20 protein-coding genes are annotated in these 22651 nt (G+C 39.9%); 13 read left to right on the top strand and 7 right to left on the bottom strand.

Annotation, left to right across the window (positions count from 1 at the left end):
- The first annotated feature begins 1 nt into the window (after position 1).
- Positions 2-664, top strand: a complete 663-nt coding sequence (gene deoC, locus ACK4HU_RS13325; RefSeq protein ID WP_409807515.1) for a deoxyribose-phosphate aldolase — start codon at positions 2-4, stop codon at positions 662-664.
- A 2-nt stretch (positions 665-666) separates the two neighbouring features.
- Here the strand turns inward: deoC and ACK4HU_RS13320 are convergent, their stop codons facing one another.
- A complete protein-coding gene (locus tag ACK4HU_RS13320) occupies positions 667-1776 on the bottom strand; it encodes a Na/Pi symporter (protein WP_409807514.1) in 1110 nt (369 codons plus the stop codon).
- Positions 1777-1962: 186 nt separating this feature from the next.
- The gene (locus ACK4HU_RS13315; RefSeq protein ID WP_409807512.1) at positions 1963-3174 is read right to left on the bottom strand and encodes a porin; all 1212 of its coding nucleotides are present in this window, start codon (positions 3172-3174) and stop codon (positions 1963-1965) included.
- Between the two features lie 192 nt (positions 3175-3366).
- Between ACK4HU_RS13315 and ACK4HU_RS13310 the strand changes: the two genes are divergently transcribed.
- The 7 genes from ACK4HU_RS13310 to ACK4HU_RS13280 all read left to right on the top strand — a co-directional run bounded on the left by ACK4HU_RS13310 (position 3367) and on the right by ACK4HU_RS13280 (position 10932).
- The gene (locus ACK4HU_RS13310; protein ID WP_409807510.1) at positions 3367-4503 is read left to right on the top strand and encodes a hypothetical protein; all 1137 of its coding nucleotides are present in this window, start codon (positions 3367-3369) and stop codon (positions 4501-4503) included.
- A complete protein-coding gene (locus ACK4HU_RS13305; RefSeq protein ID WP_409807508.1) occupies positions 4478-4957 on the top strand; it encodes a nucleoside deaminase in 480 nt (159 codons plus the stop codon). The genes ACK4HU_RS13310 and ACK4HU_RS13305 overlap by 26 nt, the downstream gene beginning before the upstream one ends.
- A 104-nt stretch (positions 4958-5061) precedes the next feature.
- A complete protein-coding gene (locus tag ACK4HU_RS13300) occupies positions 5062-5667 on the top strand; it encodes a superoxide dismutase (protein WP_409807506.1) in 606 nt (201 codons plus the stop codon).
- Positions 5668-5881: 214 nt separating this feature from the next.
- Positions 5882-8320: an outer membrane beta-barrel protein gene (locus ACK4HU_RS13295; RefSeq protein ID WP_409807505.1), complete on the top strand. Its 2439-nt coding sequence runs from the start codon at positions 5882-5884 to the stop codon at positions 8318-8320.
- Between the two features lie 52 nt (positions 8321-8372).
- Entirely contained in the window at positions 8373-9695 is a 1323-nt protein-coding gene (locus tag ACK4HU_RS13290) for a serine hydrolase domain-containing protein (protein WP_409807503.1), read from the top strand.
- A 153-nt stretch (positions 9696-9848) separates the two neighbouring features.
- Positions 9849-10724, top strand: a complete 876-nt coding sequence (locus ACK4HU_RS13285; RefSeq protein ID WP_409807501.1) for an SDH family Clp fold serine proteinase — start codon at positions 9849-9851, stop codon at positions 10722-10724.
- 1 nt (position 10725) lies between these two features.
- Positions 10726-10932, top strand: coding sequence for a hypothetical protein (locus ACK4HU_RS13280; protein ID WP_409807500.1), 207 nt, complete (start codon positions 10726-10728; stop codon positions 10930-10932).
- Here the strand turns inward: ACK4HU_RS13280 and ACK4HU_RS13275 are convergent.
- Positions 10920-11384 (bottom strand): MaoC family dehydratase, encoded by a 465-nt coding sequence (locus tag ACK4HU_RS13275; protein WP_409807498.1) that lies wholly within the window; start codon positions 11382-11384, stop codon positions 10920-10922. The two genes, ACK4HU_RS13280 and ACK4HU_RS13275, sit on opposite strands and share 13 nt — an antisense overlap.
- 199 nt (positions 11385-11583) lie before the next feature.
- Here ACK4HU_RS13275 and ACK4HU_RS13270 point away from each other — a divergent pair, with 199 nt between their 5' ends.
- The 4 genes from ACK4HU_RS13270 to mtgA are packed head-to-tail and all read left to right on the top strand — an operon-like array spanning position 11584 to position 16876.
- Positions 11584-13434 (top strand): DUF3857 domain-containing protein, encoded by a 1851-nt coding sequence (locus ACK4HU_RS13270; RefSeq protein WP_409807497.1) that lies wholly within the window; start codon positions 11584-11586, stop codon positions 13432-13434.
- A complete protein-coding gene (locus ACK4HU_RS13265) occupies positions 13427-15361 on the top strand; it encodes a DUF3857 domain-containing protein (protein ID WP_409807495.1) in 1935 nt (644 codons plus the stop codon). The genes ACK4HU_RS13270 and ACK4HU_RS13265 overlap by 8 nt, the downstream gene beginning before the upstream one ends.
- Positions 15362-15379: 18 nt before the next feature.
- Positions 15380-16174, top strand: a complete 795-nt coding sequence (locus tag ACK4HU_RS13260) for a class I SAM-dependent methyltransferase (protein ID WP_409807494.1) — start codon at positions 15380-15382, stop codon at positions 16172-16174.
- 6 nt (positions 16175-16180) lie between these two features.
- Complete coding sequence (gene mtgA / locus ACK4HU_RS13255) at positions 16181-16876, top strand: monofunctional biosynthetic peptidoglycan transglycosylase (RefSeq protein ID WP_409807492.1); 696 nt, start codon at positions 16181-16183, stop codon at positions 16874-16876.
- Between the two features lie 422 nt (positions 16877-17298).
- Here the strand turns inward: mtgA and ACK4HU_RS13250 are convergent, their stop codons facing one another.
- On the bottom strand, positions 17299-19077 hold the full coding sequence (locus ACK4HU_RS13250; protein WP_409807490.1) for a chloride channel protein: 1779 nt from the start codon (positions 19075-19077) through the stop codon (positions 17299-17301).
- Between the two features lie 43 nt (positions 19078-19120).
- Complete coding sequence (locus ACK4HU_RS13245; RefSeq protein WP_409807488.1) at positions 19121-20047, bottom strand: M28 family peptidase; 927 nt, start codon at positions 20045-20047, stop codon at positions 19121-19123.
- 81 nt (positions 20048-20128) lie between these two features.
- On the opposite strand from ACK4HU_RS13245, the gene ACK4HU_RS13240 reads away from it, so the two are divergent.
- Positions 20129-21115 carry an NTPase gene (locus ACK4HU_RS13240; RefSeq protein ID WP_409807486.1) on the top strand — a complete coding sequence of 329 codons (987 nt, stop codon included), beginning with the start codon at positions 20129-20131 and terminating at the stop codon, positions 21113-21115.
- Between the two features lie 204 nt (positions 21116-21319).
- Here ACK4HU_RS13240 and yjjX read toward each other — a convergent pair whose 3' ends face one another.
- A complete protein-coding gene (gene yjjX, locus ACK4HU_RS13235) occupies positions 21320-21886 on the bottom strand; it encodes an inosine/xanthosine triphosphatase (protein WP_409807485.1) in 567 nt (188 codons plus the stop codon).
- Positions 21887-21906: 20 nt separating this feature from the next.
- Complete coding sequence (locus ACK4HU_RS13230; protein WP_409807483.1) at positions 21907-22614, bottom strand: YebC/PmpR family DNA-binding transcriptional regulator; 708 nt, start codon at positions 22612-22614, stop codon at positions 21907-21909.
- Between the last annotated feature and the right edge of the window lie 37 nt (positions 22615-22651).

The raw sequence follows: 22651 nt of genomic DNA, 5'->3' as shown, positions 1-22651 counted from the left end.
AATGAAAAATTTAAACCGTTTTTTAGAATCGACCTTATTGCGTCCAACTATGACCGACCGAGAGGTTGATCTATTGATTAAGGATGCGATTGAAGAGCAATTCATTGGGGTATGCGTACCTCCTTTTTGGGTCAAAAAAGCCAAACGAGACTTGAAAATGGAGGATATTCAGGTAGTGACGGTAATTGGCTTTCCATTTGGTTTTGAAGATACTGCGACCAAAATTGCTGAGACAAAAGAAGCCATTCTGAATGGTGCTGATGAATTGGATTTGGTATGGTCGCAGACAGCTTTTCATTCCGGCATGAACTGGCCTAAAATCGAAATTGCTCAATTGGCAAAAATCTGTCATTCGGAAGAAAGAATTCTCAAAGTGATCATTGAAACAGCCTATCTGACTCCTGATCAGATACGTGAGGCCTGTCTAATCTGCCAAGATGCCGGAGCAGATTTTGTCAAAACATCCACAGGATATGCCCCGACAGGAGCCAAAGCGGACGATATCCGTCTAATGAGGGAAACGCTTTCCTCATCTCTAGGCATCAAAGCAAGTGGGGGAATTAAGACCTTGGATTTTGCTCTTGAGCTGATTAGGGCGGGCGCAGATCGAATTGGAACCAGTTCAGCCAAGTCAATCATGGAATCCAATCGTTCATTGCGCTAAGGCTATTCCCGACTGAAATAAATCAGTAAGAAAGGAATGATGAAGAAAGTCAAGAGGATGTAAGCAAAGCCGAAAAATCGATTCCGCACTGAGGTGTCTCCCATAAAGTCAGCAAGTTTAATGGGGATTTGACGTATTTCCGGGAAAGGCAAAAATATCAATGCTCCAATAAAATTGAAGAGTACATGGGCAATGGCTAAAGCAATCGCCGCTTCAGTTTTATACATGGATGCAATAACAGCAGTGATAGTCGTACCGATATTAGCTCCGATAATAAAAGGAAAAGACTTTGCCAGACTTACTTTTCGATTTGCGACTAATGGAACTACCAGACAAGTCGTCACAGTGCTGGATTGAACAGCCGCTGTGAAGAATATTCCATAGATGAAGGATACCCCGGAATTTTTGAAAATGATCTTACTGATATCCTGAAAGGTGTCGAGTACAAAGTTTTTGTAAACAGAAGTAGTCATGACTTTGATGGAAAAAAACACAAGGAAAATGGCAACGAGAGTTGATAGAAATGGGATGTTTATATTTTCAACAATCCATTCGGTAGTTCCCCTTGTGAAGATCCTGTTGTATTCAAAGTTCTCTGTCACGTTCTCGTTGGACACGAAGAGTTTGGCTAACTTTTCTGACGTTTTTGACAAGAAATTGAAATAAAGTTCCAGGGGAAATAAAATGATCACATTCAAAATATTGAAAATATCATGTGAGATTCCAGACGAAAGTGCTCTTTTGAATTCTTTTCTCTTTGTGATGAAAGTAAAAGAAACAAGGGTTGAAGTCAGTGTGGTACCGATGTTTGCACCTAGTACCATGGGCACAGCCTGCTGTAAAGTCATGTTGCCGGAGGCTACGATTGCTACAATACTCGCAGTGACAGTAGAGCTGCTTTGAACTAGCGCAGTGACAAGCAATCCTACAAAAAGACTGATGAAGGGATTTCGAGTGGCTTGAATGATGTCCCGAGCGACATCATTATTGAGACGGCCCATTGCTACCGTGAGCAAGTCGATTGCAAAAATGAAGAGCAAGAGAGAAAAAAACACGATCAGATAGTTTCTGACTTTGTCTCCGGTCGATTTTTCTTTTACAAGTTCTTCCATTCAAATTTTAGCATAACCTTAGTTCAAAGGTTTATGAGTTCAATGATTGATTTATATTTTTTTTAAAAATCTAAGATTTGCGTGTCAAAGTTGAAATTTTTTACGTGTTGTTTGACAAAAGCCTAAAAGAAAATGGAAAGTTCTGTCAAGCGCTATTTTGAATATTAGGTTTTGGTTAGCTCTATCTTACATCATCCATTGTAAGGAAGGATTGATATAGCTAAAATCTCCTACTCTGTTTCCCTCATTTCCGAAAAAATGTCTTTTACCTTGCACATAGTGAAGCCCAAGTTTTAGTCGGTTTCTATTCAACATCCAATTCAATCCGCCTGCCCATTCTTCATGCAAATTTGCATTTGTCCAGGAGTTAAGTCCAGCGTCAAGGAATTGATTGTCGGGTGTAGTAGCAGTTCGCATCAGAGAAAACTGTAAGATTTGGAATTTTTGCAGTGCAATATTCCAAGCCCCTTTGATGACATAGGAGTTGTCCATGGAGGACCTAATATTCCCTTTAATTGGTGTTTCTCTGTAAAGCCACATATACTCCCCAAGTAAATCCAAGGGGCCATAATTTAGCTGGGCATCAATTCCATAGACCATATTGTTTTGAAACAAGTCGGTTTTACTTTGATAGGTGACATTGGCTCCAAGACTTAATCCTTTTCTCTCCAAAAATCCGGATTGGGAATAAACCAGACCATAGGTTTCAAATTCCGGGTCTCCAATCATCCATACCCCTCTGGCGGTCAGGAGTGGAGACCAAACAAGCCCTTCACCTCTAATTGCCGGATGATTGGTGTCAAAAAAACCAAGATCGTACAAAAAGCTATGGGTTTTACCTCTTTTGAATCCTCCGAAATTTATCCCGGTTTCTCGTCCAATTGCTCTTCCTACCATGTGGACTCTCGGATGAAAACTGGGCTGACCCTTCTCTTGAGAAATATTAAAGGCTGAAGTGTAGATCGACTCTTTGCCCGCTCGTGGCCTAAAGTATCCAAGCGTCAAATTGAAAAGTGGGTGGAACCTATAGGTAAAAAAAGCATCTCGAATCGAGAAAGTCAGATTGTCATTCGGGTTTGGACCACCTGCTGAAGCACTCAAAGTGTCCTTACCAATACCGTCATAAGTAAAACCCACATAGAATAACGCTTTGCTATTGAGTTGTCCTCCTAGTCCAAATCGAGCGCGTCGGATATAGGTGTCTAATCTGGAAGGTGCTTGCTCATACACTGACTTTAAGGTCACTACATTCCAAACCTGGAAATACTGTAAAACATCAACAAAGGCACTGTCACTGAGCACTGCTCTGGCTCTCCAGTTAGGTATATCTTGAGCACTTAATGAAATTGAATTTGTAAAGAGGAAAAGGGAAATTTTTAAATACTGTACTCTTTTCACGGTAATTTTCTGATTGAGCAAATTTTCGATTTTTTGACAAATCCAAATGGGTTATTGGAATTGACGCAAATATTGAATGTTATCCTCTGAAATTTGACCTTAAGAATAAGATTTCCTCTTAGTTAACAATTAATTAATACTAGAAGCGAATATCTTATTTAATTTTGTCGCCGTTCCTCCACCAGCCTAATTATGGCCCCAAAAAAAGCAATTGACCAAAACATCAATCAGGAAAAACTCTCGAGAAAGACTTATTCCCTTTTTGATTTTACCAAAAGTGAGCGTCCGTTTCTGATTGTAGTATGTATTCTCATTTCAATTGCAGGGCTAATCACACCATACACTTATGCTGCAATGTGGTTTGGCTTTGTTTTAGCCGCTTATTCGGCTATTGCAAATGACAGTATTCAAACGATAGGTACGTTCATCGCTTCAAATAATAAAAGGCCTTGGTATATCCTTTGGCTTTTTATGGGATTGATTTGGGTCGGAACTGTGACTTATAGTTGGTTTACAAATGCGGGAGATGTGACTTTTCAACGCTTGAATGTTCCTGGACTAGAAAAAGCTCCGGAGAGTTTTGTGTTTTTACAACTCGCTGCTCCAATTGTTCTTTTGGTGATGACAAGACTCAGAATGCCGGTGTCCACCACTTTTTTATTATTGAATGTCTTTACTTATAAAGCGGGAACAATTGTGGACGTAATGTTCAAGAGCTTTTTTGGATATATTCTGGCATTCACCCTTGCCATGATTGTATGGTTTTCCTTAGAGCGTTTTGTTAAAAATTACCTCAAAGGCGAAGCTTCTCCTTATTGGGTTTATTTTCAGTGGGTCACATCCGGCATCCTGTGGTCTGTATGGATCATGCAGGATGCAGCAAATATTGCAGTGTTTTTACCTCGCCAACTTGATGTCATTGAACTTGTTGTTTACGCAGGATTTGTGTTTACGGGACTGGGATTTTTGTTTTACATGAAAGGCGACAAAATTCAGGTGATTGTAGATGAAAAATCTAATGTCACTGACGTTCGTGCGGCAACTATTGTGGATTTGGTTTATGCCGTCATTTTGTTCTATTTCAAGATGTACAATAACGTGCCGATGAGCACTACTTGGGTGTTCATCGGATTGTTGGCTGGACGTGAATTGGCCATAGCTTTAGGAAAGCATGGTAAAGCGAAAAAGCGCAATGCTTGGTTGGTTAGGGCCTTTAGATTGGGCAGAAAAGATTTTTTCAAAGCTACTGTTGGTTTGTTGGTCTCTCTTATTTTGGCCATCATAATCAATAAAGGAGTACGGGATGAGATTTTTGCTTTCTTCCAATAACGAATCGAATTTGGAGCTCTATACGCACGAATATTTCATGAACGAGGCTTTGAAACAAGCCAAAATCGCCTTCGAAGAAGGTGAGATACCTGTGGGTGCAGTAGTTGTGTCCAAAAACAAAATCATAGGAAGGGCATATAACCAAACCGAGCGGCTCAATGATGTGACTGCCCATGCAGAAATGCTCGCCATTACTGCTGCTGCGAATACACTCGGGGCCAAGTACCTTACTGATTGTAGACTCTATGTGACTTTGGAACCCTGCCCCATGTGTGCAGGAGCATTGTATTGGTCTCAGATCAGTGAATTGTATTTTGGAGCTTCGGACCCCAAAAGAGGTTTCAGGCAAAGTAATCCTGCCATGCTTCATCCCAAGACTCTGGTTTTTTCTGGAATTTTAGCTAAAGAGTCGGAAAGTTTGGTTTTGGAATTTTTCAAAAGATTGCGCGAGTAAGGCTTTTTTTAGCTTTGGAGAACCTTTTTTCGAGTGGAGCGGTTGACAAATCACAGTTTAACAACTCATTTAAATAAAATTCTTTAACTCAAAACTAACATAATATGGCTTTTACACTTCCCAATCTACCTTATGCTTTTGATGCCTTGGAGCCTCATATTGATGCTCGAACAATGGAAATTCACCATGGAAAGCACCACAACGGTTATGTAACCAACCTGAACAATGCCGTAGCCGGTACTAATCTGGAAGGTAAGTCTCTCGAAGAACTGATGAAAGTAGCTGGCTCAAATGCCGCAGTCAGAAACAACGGCGGAGGACATTTTAATCATAGTCTTTTTTGGAACATCCTCTCTCCATCCGGTGGAGGTGAACCTCAGGGCGATCTTGCAAGCGCCATCAATGCTAAGTTTCTTAATTTTGATTCTTTCAAAGAGACCTTCAACAAAGCTGCCGCAACAAGATTTGGATCTGGCTGGGCTTGGCTGATCGTAACTACTTCCGGACAGCTCGAGGTGGTCTCTTCCGCTAATCAGGACAATCCATTGATGGATGTCGCCGAAATCAAAGGAACACCACTTCTAGGCCTTGATGTGTGGGAACATGCTTATTATCTAAACTACCAAAACAGAAGACCTGATTATGTAGCCGCTTTCTGGAATTTGGTCAACTGGGAAGAGGTAAGCAAGCGTTTTGCGGCTGCCAAATAAGGCAAATCCTTAGGTTAAGAAATAAGATCCCCGAGCATCTGTTCGGGGATTTTTTTGTCCTAAACCGAAGAATATACTGTTCGGAATTGATACATTCAAATTTTTGAAAAATAAAAAAAAATGCCTTTCTGGCTGTTTTGAGCAGATTCAGAGGCTTGGCACTTCATTTTCCTATAGAGTGGCATATCGAATTGACTAAGCCAACTATTTCAAAATGAAAACATCTACCTTTCTTTTTCTATCCATGCTTATTTATTTTCTGGGGATAAGCAATCTAGCCGCCACACCTAAGGAGGTCGCTAAAATATCCGGAAAAATCACCGACCAAAAAGGTGAACCAGTACCCTATGCCAACGTAGCTCTTGTCCTTTTGGACGGCACGTTGGTAGATGGTGCAGTCTCAGATGAGAACGGAGCTTTCCTTATTGAATCAACCAAAACAGCCAAGGTAAAATTGATAGTATCTTCCATTGGTTATGCGGCTTTTTCCACTGATCCCTTCGATCTTATTCCAGGGATAAATAAGGATTTTGGAACACTTAAGATTTCGGATGAAATGACCGGACTGGATGAAGTGACCGTCAAAGCCTCCCGTCCCGAGATAATAATTGAAGCTGACAAGACGATCATCAATATTGAAGGAACTGTCATGGCCGAGGGCTCGAATGCCCTGGACGTAGTAGGCAGATCTCCAGGGATATTTGTAGATCAGGATGGCAATATCAATTTGAACGGCCGCACTGGTGCTACTGTAATGATCAATGATCGACCCACCTATATGAGTTCAACTGATCTGGCCAATTTCCTGCGATCCATGCCTGCTGACAACATCAAAAGTATAGAAGTGATCAATAATCCATCAGCGCGATTTGATGCGGAGGGTTCTGCCGGTGTGATCAATATTATTTTGAAAAAGAATAATGTGGACGGGGTTTTTGGAAATATTCAGGTAGGAGGTCAATATAATGGGCAATTCGCACCTAATGCCGGAATGACGCTGAATGTAAAGAAGGGGAAATTGTCCTCTACCGGTACAGTCAACTATAATGAATTTGCACAATTCAATGATATTGACATCAATCGAAATTTTACTCTTGAGCAAGGAATATCCAATTTCAATCAGAATTCCAGAATCACTTCCCGTTATAAAACACCCTCATTCAACGGTTCGGCAAACTATGAATTAAACAAAAATCAAAACTTAGGATTGAACGTGCAGGCCTCTACTTCCACAGATGTTAATTCCAGTTTGTCAGAAACAGTAATTACTAACCCCAGACAGCAATTCAATAATTTTCTTGAGTCTTTGAATGATTCTAAAGGGCGTAGAGATCGCCTGTTTACCAACTTGCACTATGATGCCAAACTGGATACGCTCGGAAGCAAAATTTCCGCGGATGTAGATTTTACAATCATGGCCTCCGAAAGTTCCTCACTACTGGACAACAGGTATTGGGCAGAAAATAATGATCCAGGTTTAGCTAATACCGATAAAATTCGGACGCTGAATGATATGTATTACACCATTTTTACCGCAAAGGTGGACTTCACCAAAGCTCTGAAAGGTGGAAAAACATTCGAGTCAGGCCTGAAAGGAAGCTGGGTAGAGTCTGACAATGATCTGGATTTGAGTAGAGCTCAAAATGAAGGGCCTTTTGAACAAGATCCTAATTCGAACAGGTTTGTCTACAATGAAAATGTTCTCGCTGCATATGCGTCTTTGAAGGGCTCATTCAATCCTAAGCTAAGCTATCAGGCAGGGTTGAGAGGAGAATATTCCGATATCATCGGTAACTCGGTCACGCTAAACGAGGTGAACAAACAGAACTATTTCAATCTGTTTCCAAGCGTATTTGTGCAGCACAAAGTGAGCGATAACTATCAAGTAGTGTATAATGCCAACCGAAGGATAACCCGTCCAAATTACAGGCTGCTCAATCCCTTTATCTACTACATTGATCCCCTGACCTCAGAGCAAGGCAACCCGAATCTACAGCCGCAATATTCGACCAACTTTGATATGAATCACGTGGTCAAGGGGGTCTATCAATTTACCCTAGGTTACAGTATCACTGAGAATGCCTTTATGCAGGTGTTTTCACAAAATCAGGAGGATCGGACCACTACTACTTTCACAGACAATTTTGAGCAAACTCGGAACGCCAATTTCCGAGCTATTGTCCCTGTGGAGATCAAAAAGTGGTGGAATACATCGAACATGATACAGGTGAACTATAATCAGTTCCAAACTCAGATTGGAGAGAATTTCCTGGATGTAGAACAAGTGTCTTATATGGCTCGGACGCAGCAAAATTTCACCTTGCCAAAAGGATTTAGAATGGAAGTAATGGGCATGTATCTCGGGCCACAGATCTGGGGTCAAGGTAGAATTGGTGGATTTGGGTGGGTGGATGCCGGCGTGACTAAGTCAGTAATGAAAGACAAACTTTCCATCTCAGTCAACGGAACGGATCTTTTCCGTAGCCAAGTCATCAAAGCTAATGTTCAGTTTGCGGATATTGACACGAGCTTCCGACAGTATAGAAGTAATCAGGGAGTAAGGTTCACCCTGAGATACAACTTTGCCAAAGGGGAAAGTTTCCGAGTCAAATCTAACACCGGAAGCTCCGAAGAGCGAAATAGATTGGATTAAATCTCAAACCTTCCCATTTTTGGGAAGGTTTTTTTATTTAACAATTGACAAAATGAAGACATTATCAGCCACAATCCTATTTTTCCTTGCAACTGCGATTTCCACGTGTTTTGCCCAAAATCAGGATTTTTCAAAGCTTAATCAATTCCTTGATTCCCTGGAAAAGCATGATAAATTCATGGGGACAGTGCTTTTGGCAACTGAAGGTAAACCTGTTTTCGAAAGAGCCTTGGGATATGCAGATTATGATGCTCAAATCAAAGCAACCACCGAAACTCACTACCGGATCGGATCAATTTCCAAGATGTTTACAACGGTGCTGGTATTGAAAGCAGTGGAAGCCGGAAAGCTCAAACTCGATCAGAAATTGGCTGATTTCTATCCACAGATCAAAAACGCGGAAAAGATTACACTGAGTATGCTACTTCAGCATCGAAGTGGAATTCATAATTTCACCAACAATCCGGATTATTTCAGCTACAACACCAAACCCATTTCAGAGAATGATCTGGTGGAAATCATTGTAAAAGGGGGTAGTAGCTTTGATCCAGATACTAAGGCAGACTACAGCAATTCCAACTTTGTTTTGTTGACTTATATTTTAGAGCAGGTTAATGAAAAGTCTTTTCCTAAGATTTTGGAAGAACAAATTGTAAAACCAATGAATTTGGAAAGTACTTCTGTTTTCGCGGCAAGTGATCCCAGTAAGGGAGAAAGTTATTCTTACAATTACAAAGAAAAATGGGTTAAAGATGTCGAAACTGACCCGAGCATACCGCTCGGTGCAGGGGCAATTGCTTCTGACGCCAAAGATTTGAATCGCTTCATTTATGCTTTATTTTCTGGGAAGCTGATTTCTGAAGAGAACCTTAAAAGAATGATGGAGATGAAGGATGGCTACGGACGAGGAATGTTTTCCTATCCTTTCTATGAACGAAAAAGCTACGGTCATTCGGGAGGTGTCGATGGTTTCCGGTCATTCTTAGCTTATTTTCCTGAGGATAAGGTGACGATTTCTGTACTTTCCAATGGATTGAATTATGACAACAATGAAATTTTGTTAGCCATGTTGAATTCTTATTTCGAGAAAGATTTCACCATTCCAAACTTTAAGACGCTGGCATTGAGTGCTGAAGATTTGGAGAATTATGAGGGAGAGTATGCCTCAGATCAAATTCCACTGAAGCTGATTTTTGAGCGTGAAGGAAATAAGTTAATCGCCAAGCCAAGTGGTCAGGCAGCCACAGCACTCGAGCCAACTGCACCTCACACCTTTGAATTCAAGCAGGCTGGGGCGATTTTTATCTTTGATCCTGAAAAAAGCGAGGTTACGCTGAAGCAAGGAGGGATGACTTTTCTCTTTAAGAAGCAGTAGTGTATTTGAAGAGCTAGTTAAAATTTAATTTTCTTTAAATGAACTTAAATAATAATCTGAGTTCTCATGATGACTAAAATTTGGATTTGTCGAATTTTCCAAAGAAATTTTTTTAAATTAATAATTAGAGTCATATAATAACCATTTTTCGCAATGCAGATTTTTGATAAAAAGATTAAGGAGATTTTAACTGACAACTTAAAAAGGTTGGAGACTTATTTTAATTCGGATGTGGTTTTTTATTTTGGTGAAATTCATCCTTCATATGAAAAACTATTTAGGGACTTTATTGAAAGTTTAAAGGTTGACGAGGAGGAAGATCCGAGAGACAGATTAACAATTATTTTGAATACTCCAGGAGGGAGTGCGGAAACAGTTGAGAAAATGGTAGAAATTATTCGATACCATTATAAGGAAGTTTATTTTGTAGTACCGGATTATGCTATGTCGGCTGGAACAATTTTTTGTATGTCTGGAGATAAAATTTTTATGGATTATTCTTCTTCTCTTGGTCCAATTGACCCGCAGGTTTTTAACGGAACAACATATGTTCCAGCCTTAGGTTACCTTGACAAGGTAAATGAATTATTAGCCAAGGCCCAGGCAGGAACTATTTCTCAGGCAGAGTTTTTGATTTTGCAAAATCAAGATTTAGCAATGCTTAGAAGTTATGAACAAGCAAAAGAATTGACTATTACCTTACTTAAGAAATGGTTGGTAGATTTCAAGTTTCAAGATTGGGAATGCCACAGAACTGATCCCGAAAAAATAGGAAATATGGTGACCCAAGATGAAAAGGAAATGAGAGCTCAAGAAATTGCCGATAAATTGGGAGATAATAAAATCTGGCATTCTCATGGAAGAATGATTAATATCACAACTTTAAAGAGAATTTTAAGGTTAGAAATAGAGGATTATTCCGAAAATGAAAATTTAAGACCCCTTATCAGAAATTACAATGATTTCCTAACTGAATTCATTGCGAGAAATGGATTCAAAGTATTTTTACACAATAGAAATTATTTCTAAAATGGAAACCCTAGCAGAAAAAATTCAAAAAGAATCAGAAAAAATGGAAACGGTATTAAAGGACGATACCCATTTCAAGGAATTAAAGGATTTCTATGAGAAAATACGAAAGTTGGGATTAAACTCACCTATTGGATATTCAATTCCTCCATTAGACACGATTGGTAAAAGACTTTATCAAAAGGACGTAGTTGATCATTTGAAGTGATACAAGAAAATCAAAACACCGGTGAAAGCCGGTTTTTTTTGGTCCTTGATTTCCAGTTTAACTTCCACTTCAGCTTTTACTGTACCACGGAGATTTGCGATATTTTTCAATTTGGCTACCAATCGTACTTCGCTATCCACAGTCACGGCCTGGGCAAACCTCAGATTTTCGATGCCATAGTTGATCATCATTTTGAGGTTTTCTACCCGGACGATTTGCTCCCAAAGGTGGGGGACAATACTCAGCGTCAGATAACCATGAGCAATCGTGTTTCCGAAGGCACCTTCTACCTTTGCCCGCTCAGGATCAGTATGAATCCATTGGTGATCGTGTGTCGCATCGGCAAAAAGGTTGATTTGGGTCTGGGTAATTTTGAAAAATTCCGAAGTGCCAAGCTCCTTTCCATTATGCTTTTCAAACTCTTCAAAACTGCCGATTACTGTTGGGGTCATTGTTAATTTGGATTTGGTAAAAGATCAAAATAGCAGAGATTATTTCTTAAAAACAAAACAGAGTCTTAACCTTGAATTCAATTTTAAGCGGGTTAATGACAAAAAAAGTTTAATGAAATTATATTTTTAAAAATAATTTATAGGTGATGTAATGAATAAAAACTAATCTCCTATTTTGCTCAAAATTCACCGCAATTCAATGTTTAAAGTCCTTTTGGGAATTTTTCTGATTTCTGAGTTTGTGATGTTCAAAGACACCGTCTCAATTCAAAAAGAAGTTCCTTTCTATTCAACTCTTGCTCAAAGGAAGACTTTAACGGTCAAAGCAGATTTTACCTATACACTTGTCGATGAGCGGAAGCTTACCATTACTTCGGCAGATGGGCTTAATCATGCTTCCACCGCACTTCCTTACGATAAACTAAATGAAATTAAGAGTTTTGAGCTGGAAATAAAGGATGGTCTTACTGGAAAATCACTCAAGAAAGCAAGACTGAAAGATATGGGCGATAGGCCTTACATTTCAAATGTTTCTGTATTTGAAGATGTAAGATATAAATACTACGATGTCACTGCGGTCAAATATCCTGTTGAAGTGACGATCCGGTCGGAGGTATCTTCTAAGTCCAATTTTTTCCTTCCCAGTTGGTCACCAGTGCCTCATATCAATCAAAAAGTAAAAGAATCTACCTATACTGTGATCTATCCGGCCGACTTGGGAGTGAAGTATAAGGAGATCAGTTTATCAGGTGAAAAAACTCAATCAGAAGTAAGTGGTATTTCCACAATCACCTGGTCAGAACAAAATATAGCTGCTCAAGGGAAGCCTGCGGATTCAAAATTACTTTTGGCACCGATCAAATTTGCCCTAGGTCAATATCAAGGTCAAATGAATAACTGGTCGGAACTTGCCTCTTGGCAAAATGAACTAAATAAAGGTAGAGATTCCCTCCCTGATGATTTCAAGGCAAGGCTTCATGAAATGGTAGTCGGAGTGGATGAACCTTACGAAAAGGTAAAAATCCTATATACCTTCCTTCAGAAAAATTTCAGGTATGTAAGTATTCAATTGGGAATCGGAGGCTGGCAATCCATGACAGCTACGGATGTGGTCAAGAATGCTTACGGAGACTGTAAGGCACTCACTAACCTGATGAAAGCAATGTTGGCGACCGTGGGAATTCCGTCAAATTATACACTCGTCCGTGCTGGTTCAGATGCCAAAGCTATTGAGACAGAATTTTCAGCACTCCAATTCAACCATGTGATCCTACAAGTTCCGACAGATTCGAATCCCATCTGGCTGGAATGTACCTCCAACCTGCTTCCGGCAGGATTTCTGGGAGACTTCACGAGTGATAGATATGTATTGGTGACCAAAGAGGGCGGTGGATATCTGACAAAAACCCCCACTTATGATACGGAGGAATGGAATCTAATTCAGTCGCAGTCAAGAGTAATCATTGATCCGCAGGGGAATGCTACAATCAGCGCTAAACAACAATTATTCGGGAATTTTTCACAAGGAATGAGCTACATCAAGAATAACCTTGACGAACGTCAACAACGGGACTTCCTCAATAGAAATTCGGCGATTTCAGGATTGATTGTCCAGAATTACAACATTGATATCCTGAATCAGGACTCACTCCCCAAGTCTGAAATCAACTATGAAGGGGTGGTTCAGAAATTTTCCCAATCCACAGCGAAAAGAGTGGTTTTGAAATCATTTTTGGGAAAATTGGGGCCCAGTCATTTGGAGAACAAATCCCTCAAGCAAGTGGACGAGTATGAAATTGAGCTCCCCAAAGCTTGGCAACCCGAAGGAAATTTCCCGGAGGTGATTCTGAATGAAGAAAACCTGAGCGGATTTTTATCCATCATACTTGAAGGAAAAACCCTGAAAGTACGTCGTGAAATTAGTCTCCAACTTTCAGAAAAACCGGAAAAGGATCAAGAAACTGAGCTGTTAAAAAAAATCAACACGGCCTTTGACCGCACGATCCTTTTCACAAAATCAACATTAAGTAATTTATCCACTTATGAATAAGTTATCATTTATTTTCTGCACGATTTTTTTTCCCTTGCTTGTGGTTGCGCAAACACCCAAGATGGGTGGATTTACCCAAAATGAAATTGATCTAAAGGAGGTGAGTTACGAGCCAGGGGCATCTGCAGCTTATTTGGTAGCATCTGCTGACTCTCGCTTTTTCAGCTCCATTCTCGAAACCAATTATTTCTATCGAATTAAAATTCTGACTGATGCAGGCAAAGAAAATGCGGATATCCTGATCAAATATTTTGCAGGCACTACCAATGTAGAAGTGGTCAATGGAATCAAGGCTCAGATTACCAATTTTGAAAATGGTGTTCCTGTGGTAACTACCCTAGGAAAGGAAAGTATTTTTCAGGTGGATCTTGGAAATGGCTATAAGGAATACAGAATTTCTTTTCCAAATGTTCAGGTAGGTTCCATACTTGAATATTCTTACAAGAAGGCAGATAAAAACATTGAGTTTCTGGATGGTTGGTCCTTTCAACGAACTATTCCGGTGCTTTTTTCTAAATATCAGATCACGATGATTCCACAGCTGGAATACAAAATGATAGGGCAGGGAGATAACTTCTTTCATAGATTAGTGAAAAACGCGGATAATGGCACTTATAGCTGGACTCTTAGGGATCTCCATTCGCTCAAGGGAGAGCCCTATATGAAGAATTACCAGGATTATGTGGATCGGGTGGAGTTTCAACTTTCCAAATATCAACGTGCTACTACCACCTCCGGACCTGAATGGACAGATTTTTTAAATACTTGGGAAAAGCTTGGAGATGAGTTGATTGAATATTATTCTGGAAAAGGATTTTATCGAACCAATCCACTGGAACGAGAAGTTTTATCATTGGATCTTAGTAAGGGATCACAGAAAGAAAAAGCTGAAGTGGCATATTACTATGTGAGAGATAATTTTATCAATGAAGGGGCGGATTGGATCTATACCAAACAAACACTTCCCCAATTACTCAAATCAAAAAAAGGAGCGCCAGGCGAGCTTATTTTAGCCTATATGGGTATACTCAAGTCCCAGGGGATAGAATGCAATCCAGTACTGATTGGGAGTAAAGGATACGGTAGAAGTGAGATAGTGTCATTTCCTTTTTTAAATCAATTTGATGAAATTCTACTTCTTACTAAGCTTGACGGAAAGCTTCAGTTTTTGGACTTGAGTGATCCACTAGCTCCATTTGGCTATGTGGATTTGGATAAGCATGTGAAAGCAGGACTTTTTCTGGAAAAGAATGCCAGTAGACTTATCCCAATAGACATCAAGCACAGTTCAAATAAACTGGTTTTTTCCAACATAAAGCTTGACACGGAGTCCGGAGATTTGATCATCGACAATACCATCCGAACTTATTTTTATCAAGGCTTAGCCACAGCGCGTCAGGTGCACATTCTTGAGAAAAATAATAAACCGCTTAAGGATATGTTCGGTGAAAATTACACAGCCTATGAAATCCGAAATGTGAGTGTAGATGATCAACTGAAAGAGAAGAATATCGTCAATATAAATTTTCAGTCAGTTTTGAAAAATGCTGCTGAAATGGATTTGATCGTTTTCAATCCGATTCAGATTTCTGAGTTTTCTTCAAATCCATTTACTCAGGATTTTCGAGTATTTCCGATTGATTTTGAATATGCGTTCAATGAAACATATACGGCAAATTTAATCATCCCGGAAGGCTATGAACTCGATGACTACCCCACCAATGAATCCATCACAATCGCTGGTTCACCCCTTGGATTTACCTATTCGACTGAAGAGCTCGGATCTATTTTTAAAATAACTGCAAGATTGGAAATCAAAAATCCATTGATATTGCCGAATAGTTATGGTGACTTAAAGTTTTTCATGGAAAGTGTGGCTTCAAAACTTGCTGCCCCGGTTATTTTAAAAAAAACCGTAACCCCTTAGTATCTGTCTTAAATAGTAATGGAAAAATATATTCATGGGTTCAACTCTCAGGAGCAGCAGAGGTTAATTGATCAAGCAGGTTTTTTGGCACCGCTCATTTATCCGACAGTAGATTTTTCGGGATGCAATAAACTTCTTGAGATAGGTAGCGGTGTCGGTGCCCAGACGGGCGTGTTGTTGGGGCTGTATCCTGAGTTGAAGATCACTTCGGTAGATTTTTCTGAAGCGCAATTGGCGAAGGCTCAGGAAAACCTGAAAGACAATTCTGACCGGGTTACATTTGTTCATCAAAATGCTGAAAAGCTAGTTTTAGGTGAAGAATTCGATTCAGCATTTATTTGTTGGGCCCTTGAGCATATGACCGATCCTCTGCAGGTGCTCCGCCGAGTAAGGGAACATCTTTTACCTAGCGCAAAAATTCACATCACAGAAGTCTTTAATTCTACATTTTATTGTAGACCAAAATCTCCTGCCATGGATTTTTACTATCAAAAATACAATGAACAGCAATTAAGTTTTGGTGGGAATCCAGATGTAGGCAGTCAATTGGGCAATTTACTTTTTCATGCAGGGTTTAAGGAAATTCAACTTCTGCGTAATGGATTTCATCTCGACCAAAGTAATCGGGCTGAACTCAAGAGATTTATAGATTTTTGGAAGATTCTCATGAAAAGTGTGGCCCCGGGACTTTTGGAGTCTGGTTCAGTCACCCAAAATGACATTGATCAGATGGAATTTGAACTGGATCGAATTCTAGAAGATGAAAATGCAGTTTTTTTCTACCAATTTGTGCAGGCAAAAGCAACGGTATAGAAACGCATGAGGATAGTAAGCTTAATTTGGAGAATATTTTGGAAATCTGCTCTTTGGTTTTTTGGGCTTACTATCGGTCTTGTGATTATATATCGATTTATACCCGTTCCCATCACTCCGTTGATGGTCATACGGGTTTTTGAACAGGCATTTGACTCAGAAAAAGAAGTTAGATTGTATAAAGACTGGGTTTCTATTTCTGAAATTTCTAAAAATGCCCCGCAAGCTGTGATAGCTGCTGAGGATCAAAAATTTCTGGACCATAATGGCTTTGATGTTGAAGCAATGAAAAAAGCCTGGGAAAACAACAAAAAAGGCAAGCGAATAAAGGGCGCAAGTACTATTACGCAGCAGACAGTGAAGAATGTGTTTCTTTGGCCCAGTCGGAGTTACATCAGAAAAGGCCTGGAAGCTTACTTTACAGTTTTGGTGGAGTTCTTTTGGTCTAAAGAACGCATTGTCGAGGTGTATCTCAATGTGATCGAAATGGGTGATGGCATCTATGGAATTGAAGCAGCGGCGCAAACATTCTATAAAAAGCCTGCATCGAAGCTAAATCGGAATGAGGCGGCAATGATTGCCGCAGTTTTGCCAAATCCCCGGAGGTGGAAGCCTTCCAATCCCACAGCTTACATTCGAGGAAGGCAAACATGGATTTTGAGACAAATGAATAATCTTGAACCAGTTGGGTTTGGTGTTTGATTTTATTGAATTTTACATATTAAAATAGTATAAAATCAATATTGCATTGATTAAGCTTTTAATTTTTATCCGTTAAATATTATTGCTTTAAGATTGCGGGATTTAATTCCAAATTTTATTTTAAAATTAAAGGTTTGCTGCTGAAAATTTGGTGATAAATGAATTGGAATTTTGGTGTGGGAAAAGGCCTTTAAAATGCTGTATTCGAAGTTTAAAAAACGCAAGAGAAATTTATCCACATTTCCGATTATTTATCCACACCTGCAAACTTTGACTTTACAAATTGTTGAAAATCAATTAAATAAACCTATTATTCTAAATTCGATTTTGTGGATAATAATAGGTAACTGCAAGAAAATCAAGATGAAATATAGGCCAATACGTGGATAATTCGGTGATCCAAATTTTCTTCTATTTTGGGCTTAATCCTGCTTTTGACGAATCAGTCTTTTTCGATAGGTATTGAATATTCGAGACTTGGAAACAAAGCCCAAATACCTTCCATCTTCCACTACAGGAAGATTCCATGCACCGGATCTTTCAAATTTATCCATTGCTAATTGCATATTTTCAGTAACCAATAGGATTTCTGGGGGGCTATGCATCAATTGTCCTACCAATACTGTTTCCTGCTTTTCAGTGTCAAACATTATATCTCTAAAATCATCGAGTGTAATAATCCCCCTTAGTAACTGATTTTCATCTACCACTGGAAAAATATTTCTCTTTGAGATTTTTACCAGATCAATCAGGTTTTTGAGTTGCGCATTGGGATGGATAGGAAGCAAATCCCGCTCAATTACTTGAGAAATATCAATGGCGTCCAACAGCTCTTGATCTTTTGTCTCTGGGAGAAGTTTGCCCTGATCTTTGAGTTGAAGTTTGTACAAACTGTCTTTCTGAAAATAAGTAGTAGTAGTATAAGCAATCGCCGAAACAAACATCAAAGGGACAAAAAGCTCGTATCCTCCCGTAATTTCTGCAATTAAGAATATGGCGGACAAGGGCGCATGTTGGACTCCCGCCATAAGTCCGCACATCGCAACGAGCGTAAAGTGTGCCATTGGTAATGGAATATGGAATCCCAGCATATTTTTGGAGTAAGCAAAAAGAAATCCTACAATTCCCCCAACATAAAGGGAAGGAGCGAAAATCCCTCCACTACCACCCGATCCGATAGTCACAGCAGAAGCAATTGGCTTGACTAATACAATGAGTCCTAAGAAAATGATAATCATTATTGGGTTTTCAATAGTGGAAAAAAATGGACTTTTATCCAGAATCTGACCTGAATTGCCGTCGATGAGCATATTGAGTGTTCCATATCCCTCTCCATAAATGGGAGGGAAAAGAAATACCATAATTCCCAATATTGCCCCCCCGTACATCGTTCGCATCCATTGATCGCCGATGTCATCCATGATTTTTTCCGTAGCTCTCACCATTCTACTAAAATAGAGGGAGACAAGCCCACAGATAATCCCCAGCAAAAGGTAATAGGGCATGTGAGCTGCGATAAAGGATTCCTTTAAATCGAAATTAAAGAGTGACTCATCACCAATCAGGATCATGGAAGTAAGCGAGCCCATCACAGAGGCTATCAATAGAGGAATGAAGCTGGCAGTACTGATCTCTAATAAGATTACTTCTATAGCAAAAATAACCGCTCCGATAGGCGCTCCAAATATTGCAGAAATAGCCCCGGCTGCTCCGCAGCCAATCAACAAGGTTCTCTTTTTTGCATTTAGGTGCATCAGGAGACCCACATTTGATCCAATGGCTGATCCTGTCATCACCATCGGAGCTTCCAAGCCGACCGATCCGCCAAATCCAACCGTTAGGGCTGAAGTAATCACCCTACTGTAAATTTTGACTCGTGGGATGATGCTGGCTTTTTTAGAAATATTAAAAAGCACATCAGGAATTCCATGTCCACCAATATCCTTTAAAATATATCTCCCGATCAAATAGGCAGACGAAATCCCAATAAGGGGATAAATGATGTACATGAAATTGGCATACTCGGTATAAAAATCATCCGTAAGGAATTTTTGAATGGCGTGAACCGCCGTGATCAAAGTGACCGCTGCCAAACCAGAAAACACTCCGATCAAACCACTCAGGATAAGTATGAAAGCCTGATTGCTGAGGTGTCGAAGCCTCCAGATTAAAAATTTTGTGATTAGATCATTCTTTGGCAAAACAAGTGAAATTAAAGACTGGGTTAATTACTTCAGGTTTAAGCTACTTCTCATTTTCATTGTATAAATCCTTATCAAGTGCAAGGACACATTTTAAGACCAGATTAACAGCGTTGATGTAAAACTCAGGTTGGATATTTTTAAATTCATCTGAGGGCTTGTGATAGTCCACGTGATCCTCCACACCGAAATAGAGGTGTGGGATTTTCTTGTCAAAAAAAGCACCGTGGTCGGAAGATTTTGTCCAATCTTCCCTTCCTGTACCAGGTACATCGTGACCCAGTTTTAAAATTGGGTTAGATCCTGCGGATGCTCTTTCCAATATAGGCCTGAATTGAGGATTATGATAGGTTCCGGATGCATAAAGTTCATTTTTATCACTTCGGGAGAGCATATCCATATTTACATTCAGGAGAATCTGCTCCAAAGGATATGGGAAATCATCTACCAACGCTTTCGCTCCCCTTAGCCCCATTTCTTCAGCATCCAATGCAACAAACATCATGCTGTGAAGGGGCCTGTTTTTAGAGAAATATTCAGCTAGCACCATCAAAGCCGCAGTACCAGAGGCATTGTCATCAGCCCCATTGTAGATTGAGTCACCATTGGCGTCGGCCCTTCCAGTCCCCACGTGATCGTAGTGCGCTGTGACTACAATGACTTTTCTCGAACTGCTTCCAGGAATGAAAGCCACGAGATTTGCCGCATCCTCATATTTTTTCAAATGATTGGTGAAGGAAAAAAATTGGATGAAATCCGGATAAAGCGCCTCCACATTTTCATACCCGGTCAATTCATCGAGAATATATTTCCGAGCAGCCAAACTTCCCTCACTCAGTGGCTTTCTTCCGGCTAATTCGTCGGAAGAGAGGTATTCAATGTGCTTCAATAGCTTTTTTGAATCTATACTTTGGGAAAAAGAAAGACTTGAATAAATCGAGCAAAGAAGTAAAAAGATGATTTTTTTCAATTTTAAATGTATCTGGTGATCCATAAATCGTTATGTATATTCGTAAAAATACTAGCCTTATTGTCACCGCTATTGAAATTGATGAAATATATCTGTTTTGGGCTCCTTTTTTTAAGCTCAATTAACTTCGTTTTGGCTCAGGGAGGAATTCCGGAGAGTTTTTTTGATGGCAAATCTGTCGTTTTGGTTTCCACTGATCCGGCATCCAGACCTGTTTTGAGTTGGCAGCAGCTTGCCGACAGTGTCCACATTCATTTAATCGAGGCCGGTGCTGATCCTGTCGCCTATTTTGAACTGGAACAGGTCATTCTTTCTGAGGCGCGACAGGCAGATTTTGCCAAGGCCTTTTTGATGCGGCAGGTAAAGAATGTCATTTTGGTTTCAAGAAAAAAGGAAAGTCTCAGCATACACATTGGGCCATTTAGTGGAGATGGCAAAATTGTAAACACCACCGCACTTTTTGGGGTCACAGGAAAAGACTGGAACGAAGCAGGTTCGCTTTTGGCGCAGTCCGGAAAGTCTACGCGTTCAAAAAATTTATTGGTAATTGATGTGGCAGAATTTCCTCGCATTAGCAGTCAAGAAACAGCACAGTCTGAACAAAAATTCTTCCCAAGGAACCCACTCAACTTGGAGGTGTTCAAATTGGGGATTCCTTTGGAAGGGTCATCAGCCGAGACTGGTGCGCTTAGTTATTTTAGGTATGATTTACTTGGAAAGTCTCAGGAGGCAATTTTAGCTGAACAAGCAGCTCAAAAAACACAGATTCAGGGAATTTTCGAGAATCTTTATCCTCATCAAATTGAATGGTTAACCGAGGCCAAAACAAATCAGGAACTGGTTCGAGACCGTGTACAATTTCTGTTGGTCAAAGTGGAGGGTAGGCAAACAGACCTCATGCAGAGTATGGGACTTGCTCCAATAGGTGGGGAAGAAGGATCCAAAACCGTGGTGAAATACTATATCAAATTGATCGTGAGAGACGAATTGTATATCGGACCAGAGTGGGATGCCGCTACAGATTGGAAGGTAGCATTGACCAACTTCCTGAATAATCTGAAAAAATAAAACCTCCCGGAGGAGGTTTAGCACTTGACTTAAGGTTGGGGTGATTATAACAACTTTTACTTCAAGAGATGATTAAATGCAATTTTTTGTCAATGAAGACTGATATTTTATAAATGAAGAAATAATATTCTAAAAATCCAATTTCATCTATAAAATTTTTAAAACCCATTCTGTTTCTTGAATTTTTTCAAGAATAACTTTTCCTTAGAACAGATTTTCATTCAAAAAAGGGATGAGCGCCAAAATAATCGCCTGACGGTAATACTCATTTCTGTCCACGATTCCATTTGTCAAAAGCCCAACTGAGCCTCCCTGCTGCTTGGAGTTTTCTTGTGAGAACACTGCATCGTCGGCTGCTCCCAGTTCCATTCCTTCTTTTACTAGTTTTGCAACAGCATTTGGAATGTAAAAAGTACCGGTTTTGGATTGGCTTGATTTACCATCTTTATCAAGTATATAAATCCATGCAAAAGCAAACATTCCACGCTCATCCTCATCCAATCCTCCTTCTATTCCTACCCAATAATTTGCTTCCGGAAATACCTCCATGGAATTCTGGGCCCTGTTTTTTGCACCCAATAGCGTCTCCTGATCTCCCAATGGCTGTTCTGAGACACCAGAGGCAGCATTAATTCCCTCCACCAAAAAACTTTTGTTGAAAGCTCTGGTGAAGGCATCTTCGGTGCAGGAGATTTTAACCGGATTCTTGCTTCCTACCAAAACAAGGAGTTTGTCTGAGGGCTGGAAATTTTGTCTTCTTTTGAAATTCATAAAAAAAAGCTAGGCAAGACCTAAGCCATGTTAGTAAATACTTGGTTGACATCATCGTCTTCTTCCAGACGATCGATAAGTTTGTGGATAATATCTTCTTGTTCTTCGGTGAGTTCAGTCAAAGTGGTCGGGAATCTCTGAAAATCTGCCGAAATCACTTCAATACCTTGGTCTTCTAATGCTTTTTGCATGGAGCCAAAATCTTCAAATTCGGTATAAGCAAAGATTTCACCCTCGTTTTCTGCAATCTCGGTTAGTCCAAAGTCGATGAGTTCTAGTTCTAATTCATCCAAATCATGATCAGCCTTATCAAAGCGAAATACAGCTTTTCTGTCAAACATAAAGCTTACTGAGCCTGAAGTCCCCATTGCTCCGCCCGCTTTTGAAAAGTAGGAACGCACGTTAGCGACTGTACGATTTGTATTATCCGTTGAAGTTTCTACTATAAACGCTATTCCAAATGGGCCATAACCTTCATATACGATCTCCTCATAGTCTTTCTCGTCCTTGTTGGATGCACGTTTGATCGCAGCTTCGATTCGATCCTTTGGCATTTGGGCACCCTTGGCATTTTGTATTACAGTGCGGAGTTTTGCATTGCTGTTTGGGTCAGGACCACCGGCTTTGACTGCCATCACAATTTCTTTCCCCAGTCTGGTAAAGACTTTGGACATTTTGTCCCAACGCTTGAACTTTCGTTCTTTTCGGAATTCAAATGCTCTTCCCATGGATTTGATTTATTAGAGGTGGGCAAAATTAGCAATT

Source organism: Algoriphagus sp. (assembly GCF_046296635.1).
Lineage (GTDB): Bacteria > Bacteroidota > Bacteroidia > Cytophagales > Cyclobacteriaceae > Algoriphagus.
The sequence above is the reverse complement of the archived record's forward strand: the minus strand, read 5'-3'. Positions and strand labels throughout refer to the sequence as shown.